This window comes from Nocardioides sp. NBC_00850, assembly GCF_045207335.1.
Taxonomy (GTDB): domain Bacteria; phylum Actinomycetota; class Actinomycetes; order Propionibacteriales; family Nocardioidaceae; genus Nocardioides.
This window is the reverse complement of record NZ_CP108845.1, coordinates 5,869,275-5,887,413: the sequence shown is the minus strand read 5'-3', so window position 1 is coordinate 5,887,413 and position 18,139 is coordinate 5,869,275. Positions and strand designations below refer to the sequence as shown.

Annotated in this window: 14 protein-coding genes; 6 read left to right on the top strand and 8 right to left on the bottom strand. The window is 69.7% G+C overall.

Going from position 1 to position 18,139, the window contains the following annotated elements; all coding sequences use genetic code 11:
* Positions 1 to 531: 531 nt before the first annotated feature.
* Positions 532 to 2,211 carry a DUF885 domain-containing protein gene (locus tag OH802_RS28525; protein WP_406023728.1) on the bottom strand — a complete coding sequence of 560 codons (1,680 nt, stop codon included), beginning with the start codon at positions 2,209 to 2,211 and terminating at the stop codon, positions 532 to 534.
* Positions 2,212 to 2,322: 111 nt separating this feature from the next.
* Between OH802_RS28525 and OH802_RS28520 the strand changes: the two genes are divergently transcribed.
* The gene (locus OH802_RS28520; RefSeq protein WP_350659327.1) at positions 2,323 to 2,862 is read left to right on the top strand and encodes a SigE family RNA polymerase sigma factor; all 540 of its coding nucleotides are present in this window, start codon (positions 2,323 to 2,325) and stop codon (positions 2,860 to 2,862) included.
* Complete coding sequence (locus OH802_RS28515; protein ID WP_406023727.1) at positions 2,855 to 4,150, top strand: hypothetical protein; 1,296 nt, start codon at positions 2,855 to 2,857, stop codon at positions 4,148 to 4,150. Before OH802_RS28520 ends, OH802_RS28515 begins: the two co-directional genes overlap by 8 nt.
* On the opposite strand, the gene OH802_RS28510 is transcribed toward OH802_RS28515, so the two are convergent.
* The 3 genes from OH802_RS28510 to OH802_RS28500 are packed head-to-tail and all read right to left on the bottom strand — an operon-like array spanning position 4,101 to position 7,360.
* A complete protein-coding gene (locus OH802_RS28510; protein WP_406023726.1) occupies positions 4,101 to 5,462 on the bottom strand; it encodes a glycosyltransferase 87 family protein in 1,362 nt (453 codons plus the stop codon). The genes OH802_RS28515 and OH802_RS28510 overlap by 50 nt on opposite strands.
* Positions 5,463 to 5,489: 27 nt before the next feature.
* Positions 5,490 to 5,741 (bottom strand): acyl-CoA carboxylase epsilon subunit, encoded by a 252-nt coding sequence (locus OH802_RS28505; RefSeq protein WP_406023725.1) that lies wholly within the window; start codon positions 5,739 to 5,741, stop codon positions 5,490 to 5,492.
* Entirely contained in the window at positions 5,738 to 7,360 is a 1,623-nt protein-coding gene (locus OH802_RS28500; RefSeq protein ID WP_406023724.1) for an acyl-CoA carboxylase subunit beta, read from the bottom strand. Before OH802_RS28500 ends, OH802_RS28505 begins: the two co-directional genes overlap by 4 nt.
* Positions 7,361 to 7,421: 61 nt before the next feature.
* On the opposite strand from OH802_RS28500, the gene OH802_RS28495 reads away from it, so the two are divergent.
* From OH802_RS28495 to OH802_RS28480, 4 genes are all read left to right on the top strand, one after another.
* Positions 7,422 to 8,210, top strand: a complete 789-nt coding sequence (locus OH802_RS28495) for a biotin--[acetyl-CoA-carboxylase] ligase (protein ID WP_406023723.1) — start codon at positions 7,422 to 7,424, stop codon at positions 8,208 to 8,210.
* A gap of 50 nt (positions 8,211 to 8,260) precedes the next feature.
* A complete protein-coding gene (locus tag OH802_RS28490; protein ID WP_355232321.1) occupies positions 8,261 to 9,211 on the top strand; it encodes an adenylate/guanylate cyclase domain-containing protein in 951 nt (316 codons plus the stop codon).
* Between the two features lie 249 nt (positions 9,212 to 9,460).
* Positions 9,461 to 9,760: a winged helix-turn-helix domain-containing protein gene (locus OH802_RS28485; RefSeq protein WP_229788189.1), complete on the top strand. Its 300-nt coding sequence runs from the start codon at positions 9,461 to 9,463 to the stop codon at positions 9,758 to 9,760.
* A gap of 94 nt (positions 9,761 to 9,854) precedes the next feature.
* On the top strand, positions 9,855 to 11,012 hold the full coding sequence (locus OH802_RS28480) for a 5-(carboxyamino)imidazole ribonucleotide synthase (protein WP_406023722.1): 1,158 nt from the start codon (positions 9,855 to 9,857) through the stop codon (positions 11,010 to 11,012).
* Between the two features lie 169 nt (positions 11,013 to 11,181).
* On the opposite strand, the gene OH802_RS28475 is transcribed toward OH802_RS28480, so the two are convergent.
* From OH802_RS28475 to OH802_RS28460, 4 genes are read right to left on the bottom strand one after another with little or no spacing between them, the layout of a single operon-like run.
* A complete protein-coding gene (locus tag OH802_RS28475) occupies positions 11,182 to 13,902 on the bottom strand; it encodes a DEAD/DEAH box helicase (RefSeq protein WP_406023721.1) in 2,721 nt (906 codons plus the stop codon).
* Between the two features lie 58 nt (positions 13,903 to 13,960).
* The gene (locus OH802_RS28470; RefSeq protein ID WP_406023720.1) at positions 13,961 to 14,623 is read right to left on the bottom strand and encodes an ATP-binding cassette domain-containing protein; all 663 of its coding nucleotides are present in this window, start codon (positions 14,621 to 14,623) and stop codon (positions 13,961 to 13,963) included.
* Positions 14,616 to 15,470 carry an ABC transporter ATP-binding protein gene (locus OH802_RS28465; RefSeq protein WP_406023719.1) on the bottom strand — a complete coding sequence of 285 codons (855 nt, stop codon included), beginning with the start codon at positions 15,468 to 15,470 and terminating at the stop codon, positions 14,616 to 14,618. Before OH802_RS28465 ends, OH802_RS28470 begins: the two co-directional genes overlap by 8 nt.
* Positions 15,467 to 18,097, bottom strand: coding sequence for an FtsX-like permease family protein (locus OH802_RS28460; RefSeq protein WP_406023718.1), 2,631 nt, complete (start codon positions 18,095 to 18,097; stop codon positions 15,467 to 15,469). Before OH802_RS28460 ends, OH802_RS28465 begins: the two co-directional genes overlap by 4 nt.
* Positions 18,098 to 18,139 lie beyond the last annotated feature (42 nt).

Here is an 18,139-nt window from a genome sequence, read left to right as displayed (position 1 = left end):
GGAGTAAAGGACGGCCTTCGGCCGCCGGCTGACGCCGGTCGCCTGCGGCGATCCTTGACACCGGCCGTCGCCGAGAATTTTGGCTGGCTATCGGGTCGGCGGCAGGGGTTTGGCGCGGAGGTTTGGGTTGGGTCGGGGTTCGGGATCTTGGGCGAACGAATTTTCGTTCGCCTCCAGATCCTGCCTCGGCTGGGGAGGGGTTGGCGGGTGGAAGAAATTTTTCTTTCACCCCGGAGACCCCTTGTCTGGCGCAGGCGTGGAGCGGTCACCTGCCGTGGGTGAGTGCTCCACGGCCACACCCGGGCCGCCGCCCCGATAGCCAGCCAAATCTTTTCTCGACGTGGTCCGGTGTCAAGGATCGCCGAAGGCGACCGGCGAAGCCGGCGGCCGAAGGCCGTCCTTGACTCCGGGGCAGGTCGAGAAGACCCTCGAAGAACGGGTCGGCGGCCCAGACCAACCCCGTGGAAACAGCAGCGCAGACGAAGAGTCGCCCCCGCGTACGACCAAAATCTTCTGACCGACCCCGCAGAACTACAGCCGCCCGAGCGCCGCCCGAAGAGGATCGAGGCCGAGCGAGCCGAGGTCGAGCGCCGCGCGGTGGAAGGCCTTCATGTCGAAGGCGGCGCCGGCACGTGCACGCGCATCCTCACGTGCCTGGAGCCAGATCCGCTCACCGACCTTGTAGGACGGGGCCTGGCCCGGCCAGCCGAGGTAGCGGGCGACCTCGAAGTCGAGGAAGGCGTCCTCCATCAGGCAGTGCTGCCCGATGAACTCTCGGCCGAGCTCGGGCGTCCACACCTCGCCGGGGTGGAAGCCGAACGGGTTGTCCTCCGGGATCGTCAGCTCCAGGTGCATGCCGATGTCGATGATCACCCGCGCGGCCCGGAAGGACTGCCCGTCGAGCATGCCGAGACGATCACCGGGGTCGTCCAGGTAGCCGAGATCGTCCATGAGGCGCTCGGCGTAGAGCGCCCAGCCCTCGCCGTGGCCCGAGACCCAGCACATCAGCCGCTGCCAGCGGTTGAGCAGCTCGGCGCGGTAGGCGGTCTGCGCGACCTGGAGGTGATGGCCCGGCACACCCTCGTGGTAGACCGTGGTCAGCTCGCGCCAGGTGCCGAACGAGGTGACCGACTCGGGCACCGACCACCACATCCGGCCGGGCCGGGAGAAGTCCTCGGAGGGGCCGGTGTAGTAGATCCCGCCGTCGGTGGTCGGCGCGATCATGCACTCGATCCGCCGGACCGGCTCGGGGATGTCGAAGTGCACGTCGGCCAGCTCCGCGATGGCGCGGTCGGCGGCGGTCTGCATCCACTCCTTGAGCGCGGCAGTCGAGGTCAGCTGCCGCGCGGGGTCCTTGTCGAGATGGGCGGCCGCCTCGACGACGCTCGCGCCAGGCAGGATCCGGTCGGCGGTGGCCTCCATGTCGTCGGAGAGTCGTTTGAGCTCCTCCCAACCCCAGGCGTACGTCTCCTCGAGGTCGATCTCGGCGCCGAGGTAGCGCCGGGAGGAGAGCTGGTAGTGGTCGCGCCCGACGGCCTCCTTCGGGAGCCCGTTGGGCACCAGGTCGGCGGCCATGAAGCGCCCGAACTCGGCGAACGCCTCGTTGGCCTTCGTGGCCGAGGCCTCGAGCTCGGCGCGCAGGGAGGCAGGAACGGCGTCGGGGGCACGTGAGACCAGACCGTTGAAGAAGTCGCCGGCGCCCTTCTGCCCGGTCCAGCTCAGGATCTGGTCGGCGACCTTCTCGTACTGAGCCGTCGCCGAGACCCGCCCGGCCGCGGCCTCCTCCCGGAGGGTCGCGGTGTAGCCCGCGACCGCGTCCGGCATCCCGGCCAGCCGGGCGCCGATCGCGGCCCAGTCGTCCTCGGTGCCGGTCGGCATCAGGTCGAAGACCTCGCGCAGGTTGTGGATGCCGCTGGTGATGACGGAGACGAACTTCCGGTCCAGCTGCGCGTCGGCGAACTCGATGTCGAGCCCGACCCGCTCCAGGAACGCGTCCTTGGCGACCTGCTCACGCTCGTCGACCGGCTTGATCGCGGCCACGTCGGCGTAGGCCGCACGGTTGAGCTCCTCCACTGCCTGCATCCCGTCGGGGGAGAGGTCGGGGAGGTCCGCGTCGTGGCCGGCGACACCGACGTACGTCGCTGTCAGCGGGTCGAGGGCGCAGAGCTCCTCGACATAGCGGTCGGTGCGGGCGTCTACTTCACGGGTCACCCGGCCAACCTTAGGACCGGGACGTCTTGGGGCAACTCAATTCCGCTTTACACGCAACGAACACGACAGACTTCGCGTAGGAGGGGTGTGAACGTGCCAGAGGAGGTGTCCGTGGATGCCGAAGAGCAGGAGAGGGATCCGGACTTCGGGGCCTGGGTGGCCTCGAGGGGGCCCGCGCTACAGCGGTTCGCCTATCTGGTGACCGGCAACAACTCCGACGCTCCTGACCTGGTGCAGGACGCCCTCGCCCGTGCGCTGCCGCGGTGGGAGTCGCTGGCGGCGTCCGGGACGGCGGAGGCGTACGTGAAGAGGAGCATCGTCAACGGGTCGATCAGCGGCTGGCGCAAGCGGCGCCGGCTGGTACTGGTCGAGGACGTCGAGCCGATGGCGACCAGCCATGAGCCCGGCCCCGAGGAGCGGGACGCGGACGAGGCGTGGGAGCTGGTGCAGACGCTCCCGTCCAACCAGCGAGCGGCGGTGGTTCTCCGGTTCTACGAGGACCTGTCGTTCGCGCAGATAGCGACGGTGCTCGACTGCGCCGAGGCGACCGCCCGCTCACATGTGCACCGGGCGCTGGCCAAACTGAGGCAGCGGTTGAACGAGCAAGGCTCTGTTGATCAGAGAGGGAACGAGGGGGTTGACAATGAGTGACTTCGAGCGCGAGGAGCGGGCCTTCCGGGCCGCCCTGGCCCGTGCGGCCGACGGTTTCGAGCCGCGGGAGCTCGCGATCCCCGGGGCCTCTGATGAGGCTGGACCGGCTGACCTGTCCGACCAGACCGAGAAGGCCGAGGAGAATGCACCCGTACGCCGGAAGGCGCCCTGGATCCTGGCCGCTGCCGCCGCGGTGCTGGCCGTCGTCGGCCTGGGTGGCGTGGTGGCCAACCTGCAGCCCACGGGCAGCGGTGGCGAGAGCACAGCCGCGAGCGACGCCTCCGACGGCGCCGAGGACGGTTCCGGCAACGCACCCAAGGCGCTCGGTGCCGACGAGGCGGCCCCCGAAGGCACCTACATCGAGCGCGGCCGCACCGATCTGCCCGCGCCCGCGGACGGCAACCGCTGGGCGGTCCGCTACGACATCGCCTTCCAGGTGCCCGAGGAGTGGGCCGACGCCACAGCGCCGGCGCTGCCGGAGTGCATCGCGAAGCCCGGCGACCAGTGGGACACCGTGCCGCGGACTCCTTACGTCGCGAACATCACCAACCAGCCGGTGCCGCGTATCGCCTGCAACGAGACCGAGGACCGTGACTTCCCGCCGCAGTTCGGCAAGGTGCCGTTCGCGCTGTGGCAGCCCTACGTCCTGATCGAGAGGCCGGGCAAGGGCGCCAGCCTCCAGACCGGTTCCTGGGAGCACGAGGGCTGGTTGCTGACCCGGGTCCAGGTCGGGGATGACGCGTACGCCACGATCCTCACCGGGCCGGGCGACGAGCGGGTCAACCAGGAGATCAAGGGGTCCCTGAGGACCGTGGCGAAGGATCCCTACGGCTGCGAGACGGCGTCGCCGCTGGCTGAGGGCGACCCGGTGCGGCCGAAGACCGATCCCGCGACCTCGCCGCTGGAGGGCGATGACCCGGAGTCGATCGCGATCTGCCGGTACGAGCCGTCCTCGGCATCGCTGACCGGGTCGCGAGAGATCACCGGCTCCGACGCCGCCGGACTCCTCGAGGCCATCCGCAGCGCGCCGGCCCGCTCCGGTCCCAACACGCCGCAGAACTGTGCCGCCGGGCAGCCGGTCACGGCGTACGTCATCCTGCGGATCATCCGCGACGGAGGCGAGCCCGGGGAGGTCTTCGTGAACTACGAGAACTGCGACGACCACGGGTTCTACGATGGCGTCACCGTGCACGAGCTCACCGCGGCGGCCTGCCGGCCGGTGTTCGCCGAGGAGCCGGTCACGATCTACTCGGCTCAGGGCGACGTCGCCCGGGTCTGCCTGTCGTGACCTCGGCTGCTGGCTCGTCGTCGCTCGACGATGTGGCCAGCAGCCGGGTCGTGCGCCACGCGGCGTAGAGGAAGAGAAGCACCAGCAGGCCGTTGCGCCAGGCCAGCACCTCGGTGATCCACGGTGAGCCGATGTCGTTGAAGGTGAGCATGTAGCCGTACATCCGCGGAAAGATCTCGTGGGTCAGCACCGTCACCACGACCAGCACGACCGACCAGATCCCGAGCTGACGGCGAGCCCGGCCGCGGAGCAGGACCAGCCCGGCGGAGGCGGCGGGGAGCAGCCAGAGCATGTACTGCGGGCTGAGCACCTTGTTGGTCACCAGGAACGCGGCCACCGTCGCGAGCACCAGCCACACGATCGTCTCCTCGGTCCTCTCGCCGCGGGGGAGGCGACGCCAGGCGAGCATCCACCAGACGATGACGAGCGCCCCGGCGACCACGGAGGCGACCGTCGCCGCGAGGAGCAGCGCCTCGACCAGAGGCCCGCTGATGTCGTACGCCTTCCACTCGGTGTAGTCGATGGCGTAGCCGCTCTCCGGACCGCCGTGGCCCCACTCGTACATCGCCGGGGTCGCGAAGACCGACTCGATCTGCAGACCTCGCTCGCTCTGGTAGTTCAGCGGTGTCCAGAGCCGGTCCCAGCCACCGAGGACGAGGCTAAGACCGGCCAGGGCGATGCCGGTGCCGGCGACGGTCAGGATGACCCCGCGGCGGGTGGCGCGGTTCGCGGCGAGGGCCGGGATGACCAGGATCGGCCAGTACTTCGCGCCGGTCGCGAAGGCCGCGAACGCCGCAGCCACCTTCGGTCTCCTGACCGCGTAGAGCACCGCCAGGCCGACCATGATCCCGGGGAAGAGGTCGAAGCGGGCGTACGCCGTCGCCCCCAGCGCCGGGACGGCGACCAGCCACAACGCCTCCGCGGCGGAGATCCCGAACCTCGGGTGCGTCCGGCGGCGGTTGCGGACGAGCAGCACCATGAAGAGCAGGTCGGTCAGCGCCGCCATCGCCAGCACAGCCACGATGTACGCCTCGCCGCCCAGGTGGAGCAGGCCGATCGCGGCGTACGGGATCCAGAGCAGCAGCAGCGCCGGCACCGGATACTCGACCAGCGTCCCCGCGACCCCATCTGTAGCCAGTGCGTCGAGGCTGTCGCGGTAGTAGTTCACGTCGCCCACCACGCCCCACTCCGCGCCCCACCAGGAGAACGAGCCCTCCGCCGCGGCCGGGAAGCCGTAGAGGATCACCACCCACCCCCGGGTCACCAGCCATGCCAGGGTGACCAGGAGATATCGCCGAGAGAACGTGATCACGGAGCGATCATGACATTGCGGTCCTCGTCAGCGAGGCAGGCCGCTGGCGCGCCAGGCGCCGGGGCCGGGGTGGAGCGGGGTACGCAGCTGGGGGGTGGCCCACAGGGAGCGCGGCTTCTTCTTGGGTGCCTCGCTCGCCGATCCCAGGGCTGCGAAGACGGCCACGATCGCGGCGATGTCTTCGGGGGTGGCGTGCTGGTCGATGACCTTGAGCAGGGGCTTCTGCTCGACTGTCGGCTCGCTGGTCGGCTCGTTGGTCGGGTTTTCGGGTGTGGTCACAGCGGGATGTTCCCGTGCTTCTTGGCGGGCAGGGTCTCCCGTTTGGTGCGGAGCAGCCGCAGGGCGCGGGTGACCTCGGCGCGGGTCTCGTGCGGGGGGATGACCGCGTCGACATAGCCACGCTCGGCGGCGATGTAGGGGTTGGCCAGGGTGGTCTCGTACTCATCGATCAGCTGGGCGCGTTTGGCCTCGACGTCCCCACCGGCGGCCTCGACCTCGGCCAGGGTGCGGCGGTGGACGATGTTGGCCGCGCCCTGGGCGCCCATGACCGCGATCTGGGCGGTGGGCCAGGCCAGGTTGATGTCGGCGCCGAGGTGTTTGGAGCCCATCACGTCGTAGGCGCCGCCGTAGGCCTTGCGGGTGATGATGGTGACCAGGGGGACGGTGGCCTCGGCGTAGGCGTAGATCAGTTTCGCGCCGCGGCGGATGATGCCGTTGTGTTCTTGGTCGGTGCCGGGCAAGAACCCGGGGACGTCGACGAAGGTGATCACCGGGACGTTGAAGGCGTCGCAGGTGCGCACGAAGCGGGCGGCCTTCTCGGAGGCGTCGATGTCGAGACAGCCGGCGAACTGCATCGGCTGGTTGGCCACGATCCCGACCGGGCGGCCCTCGATCCGGGCGTAGCCGATGATGATGTTGGGTGCCCACAACGGCTGGACCTCGAGGAACTCCCCCTCGCCGTCGTCATTGGTATCAACAATGTGGGAGATGACCTCGTGCATGTCGTAGGGCTGGTTCCCGCCATCGGGGATGAAGGTGTCCAGCTCCCGATCCAGGTCGGAGATCTCCAGATCCGCGACCTCCTCGAACGCGGGGGGTTCCTCCATGTTGTTCGAGGGCAGGTAAGACAGCAGGGCTTTGACGTAGTCGATGGCGTCGGCCTCGTCGGTGCCCATGTAGTGGGCCACCCCGGACTTGGAGTTGTGGGCCAGGGCGCCGCCGAGCTCTTCCATGGTGATGTCCTCACCGGTGACGGTCTTGATCACGTCGGGGCCGGTGATGAACATGCCGGAGGTCTTGTCGACCATGATGGTGAAGTCGGTGACCGCGGGGGAGTAGACATGCCCGCCGGCGCAGTTGCCCATGATCAGGCTGATCTGCGGGATCACCCCGGAGGCGTGCACGTTGCGTTTGAAGATCTCCCCATACAGCCCCAGGGACACGACGCCTTCCTGGATCCGGGCGCCGGCGCCCTCGTTGATCCCGATCAGCGGGGACCCGGTCTTGATCGCCAGGTCCATGATCTTGGTGATCTTCTCGCCATAGACCTCACCCAGCGAGCCACCGAAGACGGTGAAGTCCTGGGAGAACACACACACCTGACGCCCATCGATGGTGCCGTACCCGGTGACCACACCATCGCCGAAGGGCCGGTTCTTCTCCAGGCCGAACGCCGTCGACCGGTGCCGCGCGAGCTCGTCGACCTCCTGGAAGGAGCCCTCATCGAGCAGCATCTCGATCCGCTCCCGCGCGGTCTGACGACCCTTCGCATGCTGCTTCTCCACCGCCTTGGCAGAACCAGCATGGACAGCCTCGTCAAGACGACGCTCCAGCTCGGCCAGCTTCCCGGCAGTCGTGTGCAGATCGATCTCTGGCTGAGGAGTGGGTTCGGCGCTCACGGTGCTCCTTTGGACTTCGTGCGGTGCGAGGGCCAATCTAATCCTCGTGCCTCCTTTCGCGATGCGACGCCCGTCACTTGACCGCTCCCGGCTCGATGCGTTGCCGGGGGGATGGCGCGTCGAGGTCCTCGACGAGACGCCCTCGACCAATGCCGTACTGGCCGAGCGTGCGCGCTCGGGCGAGGCGCCCGGCCTGGTGATCACCACCGAGCACCAGACCGCCGGCCGGGGACGCCTCGACCGGGGCTGGACCACCCCTGCGCGCTCGGCACTGACCGTCTCCGCGCTGCTGCGTCCCTCGCCCTCGATCCCGGTCGAGCGGTGGCCGTGGCTGCCGCTGATGACCGGTGTCGCGGTCGCATCGGTGCTGCGGAAGAAGGGGTACGCAGCCGGGCTGAAGTGGCCCAACGACGTACTCATCGAAGGTCGCAAGGTCTGCGGGATCCTGATCGAGCGGATCGAGGCGCCTGAGGGCGCGGCCGCCGTGATCGGGTTCGGGCTCAACACCTCGCTGACGCGCGAGGAACTGCCGATCGAGACCGCCACCTCGTTGGAGCTGGAGAGCGGTGCGCCCGTCGACCGCACCGAGATGCTTGCCGCGCTGCTGGAGGAGCTGGGTGCTGCGTACGAGATCTGGGGGTCGGACCCCGCCGAGCTCGCCCGCCGCTACCGGGAGCTGTCGGTGACCGTCGGTGAGCAGGTGCGCGCCGAGCTGCCGGGTGGGGACGTCTGGGAGGGCGTGGCCACCGAGATCGACGACTTCGGCCGCCTGGTCATCGCGACCGACGAGGGGTCGCGGGTGGTCGGCGCGGGCGACGTCATCCACGCCCGGCTCCGTCCGCGGTCGTGACGGACGGTTGTGACGGGCGGTCGTGACGAGCCGGATGGCATGATCTGTTCGTGGCGAAATCGAAGCAGCCCGTCAACCTGACCTCGGCGGAGGTCGCCGAGAAGGCCGGCGTGAGCCTGGACCAGGCGAAGCGCCTGTGGCGTGCGCTCGGATTTCCGGAGATCGGGGACGACCAGGCCTTCTTCGACGAGGCGGACGTGCAAGCCCTGGCCAAGGCCAACGAGATCGCCGGCAACGGGCTGGTCAGCTTCGACCTGGTCGTCAACCTGACCCGCGGCATCGGGCAGTCGATGGCGCGCCTGTCCGACTACGAGGTCTCCGCCCTGCTGCACCACGTCGAGACCCAGAACGAGGACGACCGGACGCCCGCCGAGCTGCTGAAGGCGACCGTCTCGGTCTCCGAGCAGTTCGAGAGCGCGTTCGAGGAGATGATGATCTTCGCCTGGCGCCGGCACACGCGCGCCGCGCTCGCGCGGGCCGAGGCCTCGGTCGCCGGCCCCGAGGAGCAATTGGGCACGGTCTGGCAGACGGTCGGATTCGCCGACATCGTCTCGTTCACCGCACTGTCGAACACGCTGACCGAGGAGAAGATCGGTGACCTGGTCGAGCTCTTCGAGTCGCGGTGTGCCGACGTGGTGGCGACCTGGGGCGGCCGGATCATCAAGTCGCTCGGCGACTCGGTGCTCTTCGTCAACGACGACCCGCTCCAGGCCTACGGCACCGCCGAGGGCATCATCAACGTGATCGGCCGGGACCCGCGGATGCCGGACGTACGTGTCGGGCTCGCCTCCGGCAACGTCGTCTCGCGTCTCGGCGATGTCTTCGGACCGCCCGTGAACATGGCCGCGCGGCTGACCGCCGTCGCTCGCCGCAACCGGATCATCGTCGACGAGGCGACCGCCGGGACGATGCCCGAGGACGAGTTCGAGACCCGGCGACTGGCCGCTCGACCGGTGCGAGGCTTCGGGATCGTGGAGCCCGTCGCTGTCCGCCGTGTCTGAATCGTGACCTTCGAGGGTGTCGCTGACCTGCGACTTCGTGGGTTTGTTCACATTCCGTTGTAGTTAACAGTCGATCAACGCCGGGCTCTGATTGCTTTACCCGGCGGGCCCTTCGCGGGCATGGTTGAGTGCGCCATTCGGGGGCGCACGTTTGTCATGCCCAATTCGTTGCACCTTGGCATGAAAATGTCAGTGGCAATATCGTGCAATCCTTTGCCAAGGGCTCTTTACCTCCCTAATGTCGGTCTCATGATCGAGGTACAGGAGATCAAGCTCGACCCGGAGACCCGGCGAGCATGGCGGAACGATGAGGAGCTGACGCTCTCTCGCAAGGAGTTCGACCTGGTCCACGCCCTGATCAAGAGGGCTGGCAACGTCGTCTCCCGCGACGAGTTGATGAGGGACGTGTGGAACGCGACCTTCTACACCTCGTCGAAGACCATCGACGTACACCTGGGATGGGTGCGTCGCAAGCTGGGCGACGACCCCCGGAAGCCCCATCTGATCACCACCTTGCGCGGCAAGGGCCTGCGCTTCGAGAAGGCCTGACCTTCGTCCACCTGCCGGGGGTCGGGTTTCGCGGATTGCGTGAGGGGGATCCGCGAAATCGGCCCCGGCGGGGCAGCCTCATTACCCTGTGGTCGTGACCCTCGCACCGACACTTGCGATCATCGGCGGCGGCCAGCTGGCCCGCATGATGGCTCAGCCCGCAATCGCGCTCGGCCTCCCGCTCCGGCTTCTCGCCGAGGGCGAGGGTGTGTCGGCCGCTCAGGTGATCCCCGACCAGATGGTCGGCGACTACCGCGACCTGGACACGTTGAAGAAGGCCACCGAGGGCTGTGAGGTGGTCACCTTCGACCACGAGCACGTCCCGACCGAGCATCTGCACGCGCTCGCGGCTGCCGGGGTAGCGGTCCGCCCCGGGCCCGACGCGCTCGTGCACGCCCAGGACAAGGGCGTCATGCGCGCGCGGCTGACCGAGCTCGGCATCCCGTGCCCGCGCAACGCCATCGTGTCGTCCACGGCCGAGGTCGAGGCGTTCGGTTTCCCATGCGTCCTCAAGACCACTCGCGGCGGGTATGACGGCAAGGGCGTCTGGGTCGTACGCGACGTCGCCGATGTCGCCGAGCCGCTTCGCGTCGCCGAGGAGGCAGGTGTCCAGGTCCTGGCTGAGGAGCTCGTCGACTTCCGCCGGGAGCTCTCCGCGATCGTCGCCCGTTCGCCGAGCGGCCAGGCCGCTGCGTACCCGGTCGTGCACACCTACCAGGAGAACGGCGTCTGCAAGGAGGTCATCGCCCCGGCGCCCGACCTCTCGCCCGAGCTTGCCGTCCAGGGCGAGCAGATCGCGCTGCGCATCGCGGGGGAGCTCGGCGTCGTCGGCATCCTGGCGGTCGAGATGTTCGAGACCGTCGACGGCCGGCTGCTCGTCAACGAGCTCGCCATGCGCCCGCACAACACCGGCCACTGGACCCAGGACGGCGCCGTCACCTCGCAGTTCGAGAACCATCTGCGTGCGGTCATGGACCTCCCTCTTGGCTCTCCCGCCCCCCGCGCGAAGTGGTCGGTGATGGTCAACATCCTCGGCTCGACCCGGGAGAACGTCGGCCGCCTCTACGACGGCTACCCCCACGCCATGGCCCGCGACCCCCACCTCCGCGTCCACCTCTACGGCAAGGAGATGCGCCCGGGTCGCAAGGTCGGCCACGTCAACGTCTACGGCGACGACCTCGACGACTGCCTCGAGCGCGCCCGCCACGCCGCCGACTGGTTCCAGGGCGACCTCGGCAACGACTCCGACTGACCGAGAAGTCACCCGCGCCGGCCGAGGCGTCACGTAGGTCGGCCGAAACGTCAGTTGGGTCGGCCGAGATGTCACGCCGGTGCCGACTCGGCCTGCGTAAGTGACGTTTCGACCTGCACAAGTGACGTCTCGGCCGACGGGGCTGACGTCTCGGCGGGGGCTGGACGGGTCAGACGCCTAGGCGCTGGCGTTCGGTGGCGACGACGTCACGGGCGATCTCGGCGTCGGAGGCTTCGGTGGCCAGGGCGGTGACGGCGTCCTCGGGGTGCGAGGTCTCGTACGCTTCGGGGCTGCTGGCGGCGGTGGCGCTGACCCGGGCGAAGTCGTCGAAGAGCTCGGCCTTGGCGGCGAGGATGTCGTGGACGCGCTGGTCGACGCCGATTTCCGAGAGCAGGCGGTGGACCTGGACGGACTGGAGCTGGCCCATCCGGCGGGCACGGGCGATGGCCTGCCACTCGATGGTCGGCTTGAGCTGGGGCTCGCAGATGACGACGACGCTGGCCGACTGGATGTTGAGGCCGACGCCGCCGGCGACGATCTGGGTGACCAGCACGGCACCGTGCCCAGCAGCGGAGAACTCGTCGACCATCTGCTGGCGCTCCTCGGCAGGCACCGACCCGGTCAAAGGTCCGAAGACCTCGCCCGGCAGCAGCGTGACCAGGTCGTCGAGGACCTTCCTGAAGTGGGAGAACACGATCACGCGGCGGCCGTTCTCCTCGGCCTCGCCGACGATCTCGACCAGCCGCTCGACCTTCGCCGACGAGGTGCCCTGGAGCATTGCGGCCTGCCGCATGGCCATGAAGTTGCCGTCGCGGACGCACTCGGCGTACGCCCTCTCGTCGGCCACGGACAGGGGCAGCCAGTCCTCGACCTCGACGAGGTCGGGCAGCTCGGTGAGCACGTCCTCCTGGTTGCGGCGCAGGTAGACCGGGGCGACCTGCTTGCGGAACCGGTGGGGGTTGAACTCGTCGGCGGAGAGCAGCAGGTCGGGGCGGAGGTAGGAGACCAGGTTGCGGAACTCGTCGATGCGGTTCTCCATCGGCGTGCCGGTGAGCAGGATGGCGCGATCGCAGGCGTCGAGGACGCGGCGGACGCGTTCGGTGCGCTGGGTGCGGGGCGACTTGATCATGTGCGCCTCGTCGACCACGACGCAGGCGACCTTGACCTGGTCGAGGAACGGCTGGATCGCGTTGAGCGTCTCGTAGGTGGTCACCGCGACGCCGCCCTGCTCGACCCAGATCTTAGCGGCCTTCAGACGGCGGTTGCCGTGGAGGCGGTGCGGGATCAGGGTCGTCTTCGAGTCGGTCTCGCGCACCCAGTTGGTGACCACGGCAGCGGGGCAGACGACCAGCGTGTGGGACGCGCCCATCGCGTGGAGATGAGCGAGCACGGCCAGCGACTGGAGCGTCTTGCCGAGCCCCATCTCGTCGCCGATGATCACCTTCATCTGCACCAGCGCGAAGCGGACGCCGAAGTGCTGGTAGCCGCGCAGCGACGCGGTCAGGTTGTTCGTGCGCAGCTCCTGCGCCCGCACCGCCTCGATGATCTCGGCGGACAGGTCACCGTGGATCTTGTCCTCGTCCTCGGTGAGGAAGCCGAGCTCGGAGAGCATCGCGTAGTAGTCGGCGGGCCGCTTCTCGAAGTCCTCCCACGGGTCGGCGGGCCGGTTGCCCGGACGCACCCGGCGAGCCATCTCGGCCCGATGGGCGATCGCCCGCAGTGCGCCCTGGAAGTCGTCGAGGCTGGCCGCGTTGGCCAGGATCAGATGGAACCTCGCGCCGCTGTCGAGCGACCGGGTCAGCGGCCGCAGCGACTGGACCAGGGCGAGCTCCGCCCCCGCGTCCTTCGTACGCCGCCCGGCCTCCCACTCCGCCAGCCGCGCGAGCAGCCTGGTGGCCGCCGGGGTGCGACGCTCGTGGTCGATGGCGAGCGGCATCTCGTCGTAGGTGCGCTGCCACAGCGCCTGCGCCGCCTCCTGCATCCGCATCGCGGTGGCCGGGCCGACGCCGGGGAGTTGTCGCAGGTCAGAGGCGGGATGGATGACCTCGTGGACGGTATGGATCCCGGCCTCGAGGAGGGGTTCGACGCGGACGAGGTCGGCGAGCTCGTCGACCGGCAGCGACCTGACCGCCGTGTCGGTGTCCGCGCTCCGGACCGCGTTGGCGGCGTCGGTCGCGGCGCGGCGTGCGGGCTCCTCGGAGCGTCTGGCCTCGTTGAGGGCCTCGCCCTCGTTGCGCAGCACGAGGACGCCCTTGCGCGGAGCCAGCACCGCCTCCGAGCCGAGGTCGGAGAGCGCCTCGAGGAGGCCGACGCTCGGCAGCAGCGCCTCGCGGATCCGTACCCGGCGCCGGGACGGGAGCCTGGTCAGCTCGTCGAGCCGCGCCGGCGCCTGGATCTCGCTCGCGCGCTGGTGCAGATCGAGGACCTGTCTGCCCGCCAGCTCGGCCTCTTCGCGGCGGCTCCTGCGCACCAGCAGGCGACGCGCCCCGGAAGCCTTCTTGGCCTGCGCCACGTCGTCCGCGGCGGCGACGAGCGAGTCGACGAGCTCCTGGGTGGTCTCCTCGACCGGCTCGAGCGCGTGACGCCGCGCGATCGCGGCCAGGCGCGGCCCATCGCTCCGGTCCAGGGCGATGCTGCGCCAGGCCACCTGCGCCGCGCGCTTCAGCTCGGCCGCGCTCGCCCGGTAGTGGTCGACCGCCTCGGCCGCCTCCTGCTCGATCTCGGCCCGGGCGCGGGTCACCGACGCCGCCTGCCGGGACCAGGAAGCGACCTGCCGCAGCCGGGACGGCAGCGCCTTGCGCTCCGCCTTGGTCAGCCCGGTGAACCGCTCGACCGCGGTCGGGTTCGGTCGCGCGCTGACGACGACGTCGGTGCTGGTAGCTGGATCCATCTGCCTTTGTGGGGTCGTGGGGGAGAGTGCCCAGCACACTAGCGGCCAGGACCGACACTCAGGTGACAGGCAGAGGTCGGGGCCATGACGCGACCCCTTCGTCGAGCGCGAGCTCGGCGTCGGCCTCGTCGGCGGCTTCAGGGTCATGGGTGGCGAGGACGACGATCGCGCCCCGCGCCGCCTCGGCCCGAAGTGCGGCGATCATCCGCTCCCGGTTGCCGGCATCCAGGTCGCTGGTGGACTCGTCGGCGAGGATCACGGCGGCCCGCATCGCGAACGCGCGGGCGAGCGCGACCCGCTGCTGCTGACCGCCTGAGAGCTCATCGACCAGGTGGCGTCCGGACTCCGCGAGGCCGACCAGCTCGAGCGCCGCCGAGGTGCGCTCGAGCGCCTCCCGGGGTGACACCTTGCGGGCAAGCATCGGTACCAGGATGTTCTCCTCCGCGGAGAGCGCCCCGGCGAGCCCGTTGCCCTGGGGGATGAGGGTGACGCCGCGGGCGGCGGCGTCGTCCCGGCCGGCCAGCGGCGTTCCGTCCACGTTCACGGATCCTGCTGCCGGGGGCAGGGCGCCGCCCAGCGCCCACAGCAGCGACGACTTCCCGGCGCCGGAGGGCCCGGTGACCGCCAGCATGACCCCTGCCTCGAGGTCGAGATCGATCGCCTGGACGGCAACCAGGTTCCCGTACGTCACCGTCAACCCGTTCGCGCGAAGCTCACTCATCGCTCGCCTCCTCGTGCTCGGGAACGAGCTCATAGTGACCGTCCACCGGATGGAAGCGCACCAGTGTGCCTGGCGGAAGCGCGTCGCGTACGTGGCCGGGAAGCGGGAGCGAACCATCTGCCGTCACCACGGCGTACTCCTCCCCGCTGCGTCCCTCGCCACCGATACGGCCGTCGCGGATGGTGACCGTGCGGGGCAGGAACGCGGCGACGTGCGGATCGTGGGTGACGAGCACGACGGTCGTGCCGTGGGTGCGGTTGATCCAAGCGAGCCGCTCGAGGACGAGGTCACGGGCGGCGTGGCCGAGCTGGCTGGTGGGCTCGTCGGCGAGGACGAGCCCGGGCCGGGTGGCGAGAGCAACCGCCAGCGCAACGAGCTGCAGCTCACCAGGGGTGAGGCCGGCCAGCGGACGGTGGGCCACGTCGGCGATTCCGAGCTCGCTGAGCACCTCCTCCGCGGTGGGCAGATCCTTGGTCGCGCGAGCCGCGCGCTGGGCGAAACCCACGTTGGCCGCCGGAGTGGCGTAGGGCAGCAGGTTGCGTCCCGCACCCTGGAGCATGAGTGAGACCTGGGTCGCCCGGAGTCGGTCCAGCTCCTTCGTGCTCGCCGATGAGACCTCGTGCGCACCCACGAAGATCTTGCCGGCGCTGGGCCGGAAGACGCCGGCCAGGAGGCTCATCAGCGTCGACTTCCCGGATCCTGAGGGGCCCAGCAGCCCCATCAGCTCGCCGGGTCTCACGTCCAGGTCGACACCGGATAGGGCCGCCACGTCGTGTCCCTCTGCGTGGTAGATGTGCACCAGGCCGTGGGTACGGATGCCCATCCCGCTGCTCATGCCGCTGCTCATGCCGTCTCCCGGACCCGGTCGAGGCGCGCGGCGGCTGCGACTGCCCGGCCGAGGAGGACGGCGGCTGTGCCGAGGACCAGCAGACAGCCGAGCGTGGTCAGTCCGACCGCCAGCCATGGAACGGACACGTCGATGGTGTCGACGGCAGGTGGCACGGCGAAGAGGGGGATGTCGGGCAGGGTCAGCAGGGCGCCGAGCACACCGGCTCCGGCGCCGGCGAGGACCCCCAGGACCACGGGCAGCAGCTGCGTGGCGCCGGGGAGCCGCCTGACTGTGCGCCGATCCACACCCGCCAACCACAGCGAGGCCAGGTCGCGAGCGCGGGTGCGCCAGCCGGTCACCGTCAACACGCTCAACGCGAGTACGGCGATCGCCACGGCGGCGAGGCCGACCACGACGCCGAGCCGCAGGCTCCAGGCTGCGACCGACTCGTCCAGGCTGCGGCGTACGTCACTCAGCGTTCGGGTCTCGGTGACGATGATGCCTTCTTCCTCGAGGTCGGCGCTGACCCGGTCGAGCAGCGCCCGATCCTCGGCAGAGAACCACAGGGAGATGGTGGAATCGGCGTCGGGAGGGGCGAGCTCCTGGGCGGTGGCGAGATCGACAAGGGCGACGTCCGGGCCGCCGCCGGGAACCCGGTCGATGGCCGCGACCTCCTCGCCGTCCTGCTCGATGCCGTCAAGGCCGACGATGGTGACCTCGTCCTCGAAGAGCGACCCGGTGGTGATGACCGGGATCGGCTCGCGCGCCTTTTCGTCGGCGAGTGCTTTCCATTGGCCGGCGCTGGGGCCGTCCCCGGTGCCGAAGAGAGCGATCTGCCGGAACCCGTGCGGATCGACGGCGAACGTCGTGGCGCCACCGCTGGGAGCTGCGGCTCGTACGACGGGGGTCACCTGGGTGCTCTCGGGGTCGATTCTCGCGAGCACGCGACGTACCGACCTGAGGTTGTCTGCGGCCGACCGCTGCCCCTGGAGCTCGGCGATCAACGGGGCGCCCGCCTCCTGTTCCGCCGCGACCGCACGGTTGCGCTCGCCCACGAGGAGACCGCAGACCGAGAAGACGGCGAGCGCGCTGGCGACGGTGGCCAGGGCGACCGTACGCCGCGTGGCGATGCTCCGCGACGCGTCCAGCAGCGAGACGCCGGCGCGCAGATGGCCGCGGCGCAGCAGCGTGCGCCCGATCCGCATCGCCGTCGGGGTGAAGAGGTGTGCGAGGACGAGACCGACGAGCGCGGAGAGCAGCGCAGGGGCGGCGAGCGCGATGGGCCCGGTCAGGCTGCCCGTCACAAAGGCGACCACGCACGCCCCGCACGCGGCCATGGCCACGGCGTCGCCGGCGCCGATCGCCCATCCGGAGCGACGGCGGTGGGTCCGATGGAGCAAGGTGCCGAGGGGTTCGCGGGCGACCCGGTAGACGGCCGCGTACGTCACCAGGACCAGGGCCGCGGCTGCGACGATGCCGGACGCCAGCATGCCCCGGGGCAGCTCGAAGGGTGGATCGCCGGGCAGCGCGTACTCCCGCGCGAGGGTGGCGGCGAGGATCGCCACGGCTGTCCCGGGCACGATCCCGGCGAGCACAGCGGGGAGAAGCTCGCCCATCAGCAAGGACCTGGCCCCTGACGCACCTCGTCCCCGAAGCCGCGCGACCACCACCTCTGGGCGGCGCTGGTCCGTCGCCGCGAGCAGCATCAGCCACAGGACGATCACCCCGAGCACACCCAGCTGTACGAGGAGCAGTGGCACCGTCGTACGGCTCTGTTCGATCTGAGCGTCGACCTCGTCGGTGAGCTCGGGCAGCGACGTCACCAACGACGTGATCGAGTCCTCGAAGATCTCGTCGTGCTCCTCGACCTTCTCGGCCCGCGCCCGGAGGTCACGTAGGTCGCCCTCGAGAGCGGTGAGTTCGTCCACCCCCACGGCATCGGCGCGCAACCGCGATCCGACCCATGGCCGCTCGGCGTCGAGGAACGGTGTCGTGCCACCGAAGGTCGACTCGTCGGTCAGCCACACATCGTGCTGGACGATGTCACCGGCGGCGATCCCGGCCCGGCCCTCCAGTTGGAGACCTTGCCACCACGCTTCGTCGTCGGCCCGATAGGTGCCGACGACCTGGTAGGTCGCCGACGGTGTCGGCGGCTGGTGATAGTTCACGTCGATAGGGGGCTTGGCCGCCAACGACTTCACCGTGCTCCCGATGGCGACGCCGTATACCTTCGCCTCGTTGTCGGTGACCAGGATCTCGCGGCTCTGGTCGGGACAGGTTCCCGCGGTGATCCTGATGTGGTCGCACTGGCCCTCGCGCCACCAGATGTCACCTTGGGGGACAGAGAGCGAGTCAGGGCCGAGATCGAGGTCGGCGATGGCATTGCGGCCGGCGACAGGGGGCTCGAAGAGCGAGGAGTTCGGAAGCTGTCGCGCGAGCTCTGCGGGGTCGGTGCGCTCCAGGAGATAGTCCGCCTGCGGTCCGAAGATCTGGAGGTCGCGTTCCACGCTGGTCGCGTTGTCGAGGGTGACCGCGGTGGCGGCCTGCTGCATCGCGCGGTCGTAGAGCGGGGCGAAGACAGCACACGCGGTGATCAGCGCGGACAGCAGCGAGATGACCACGGCTTGGCCGAGCCGATATCTCATGGCGGACATCACGGGCCACACGATCTCTTAACCTTGTGGAGC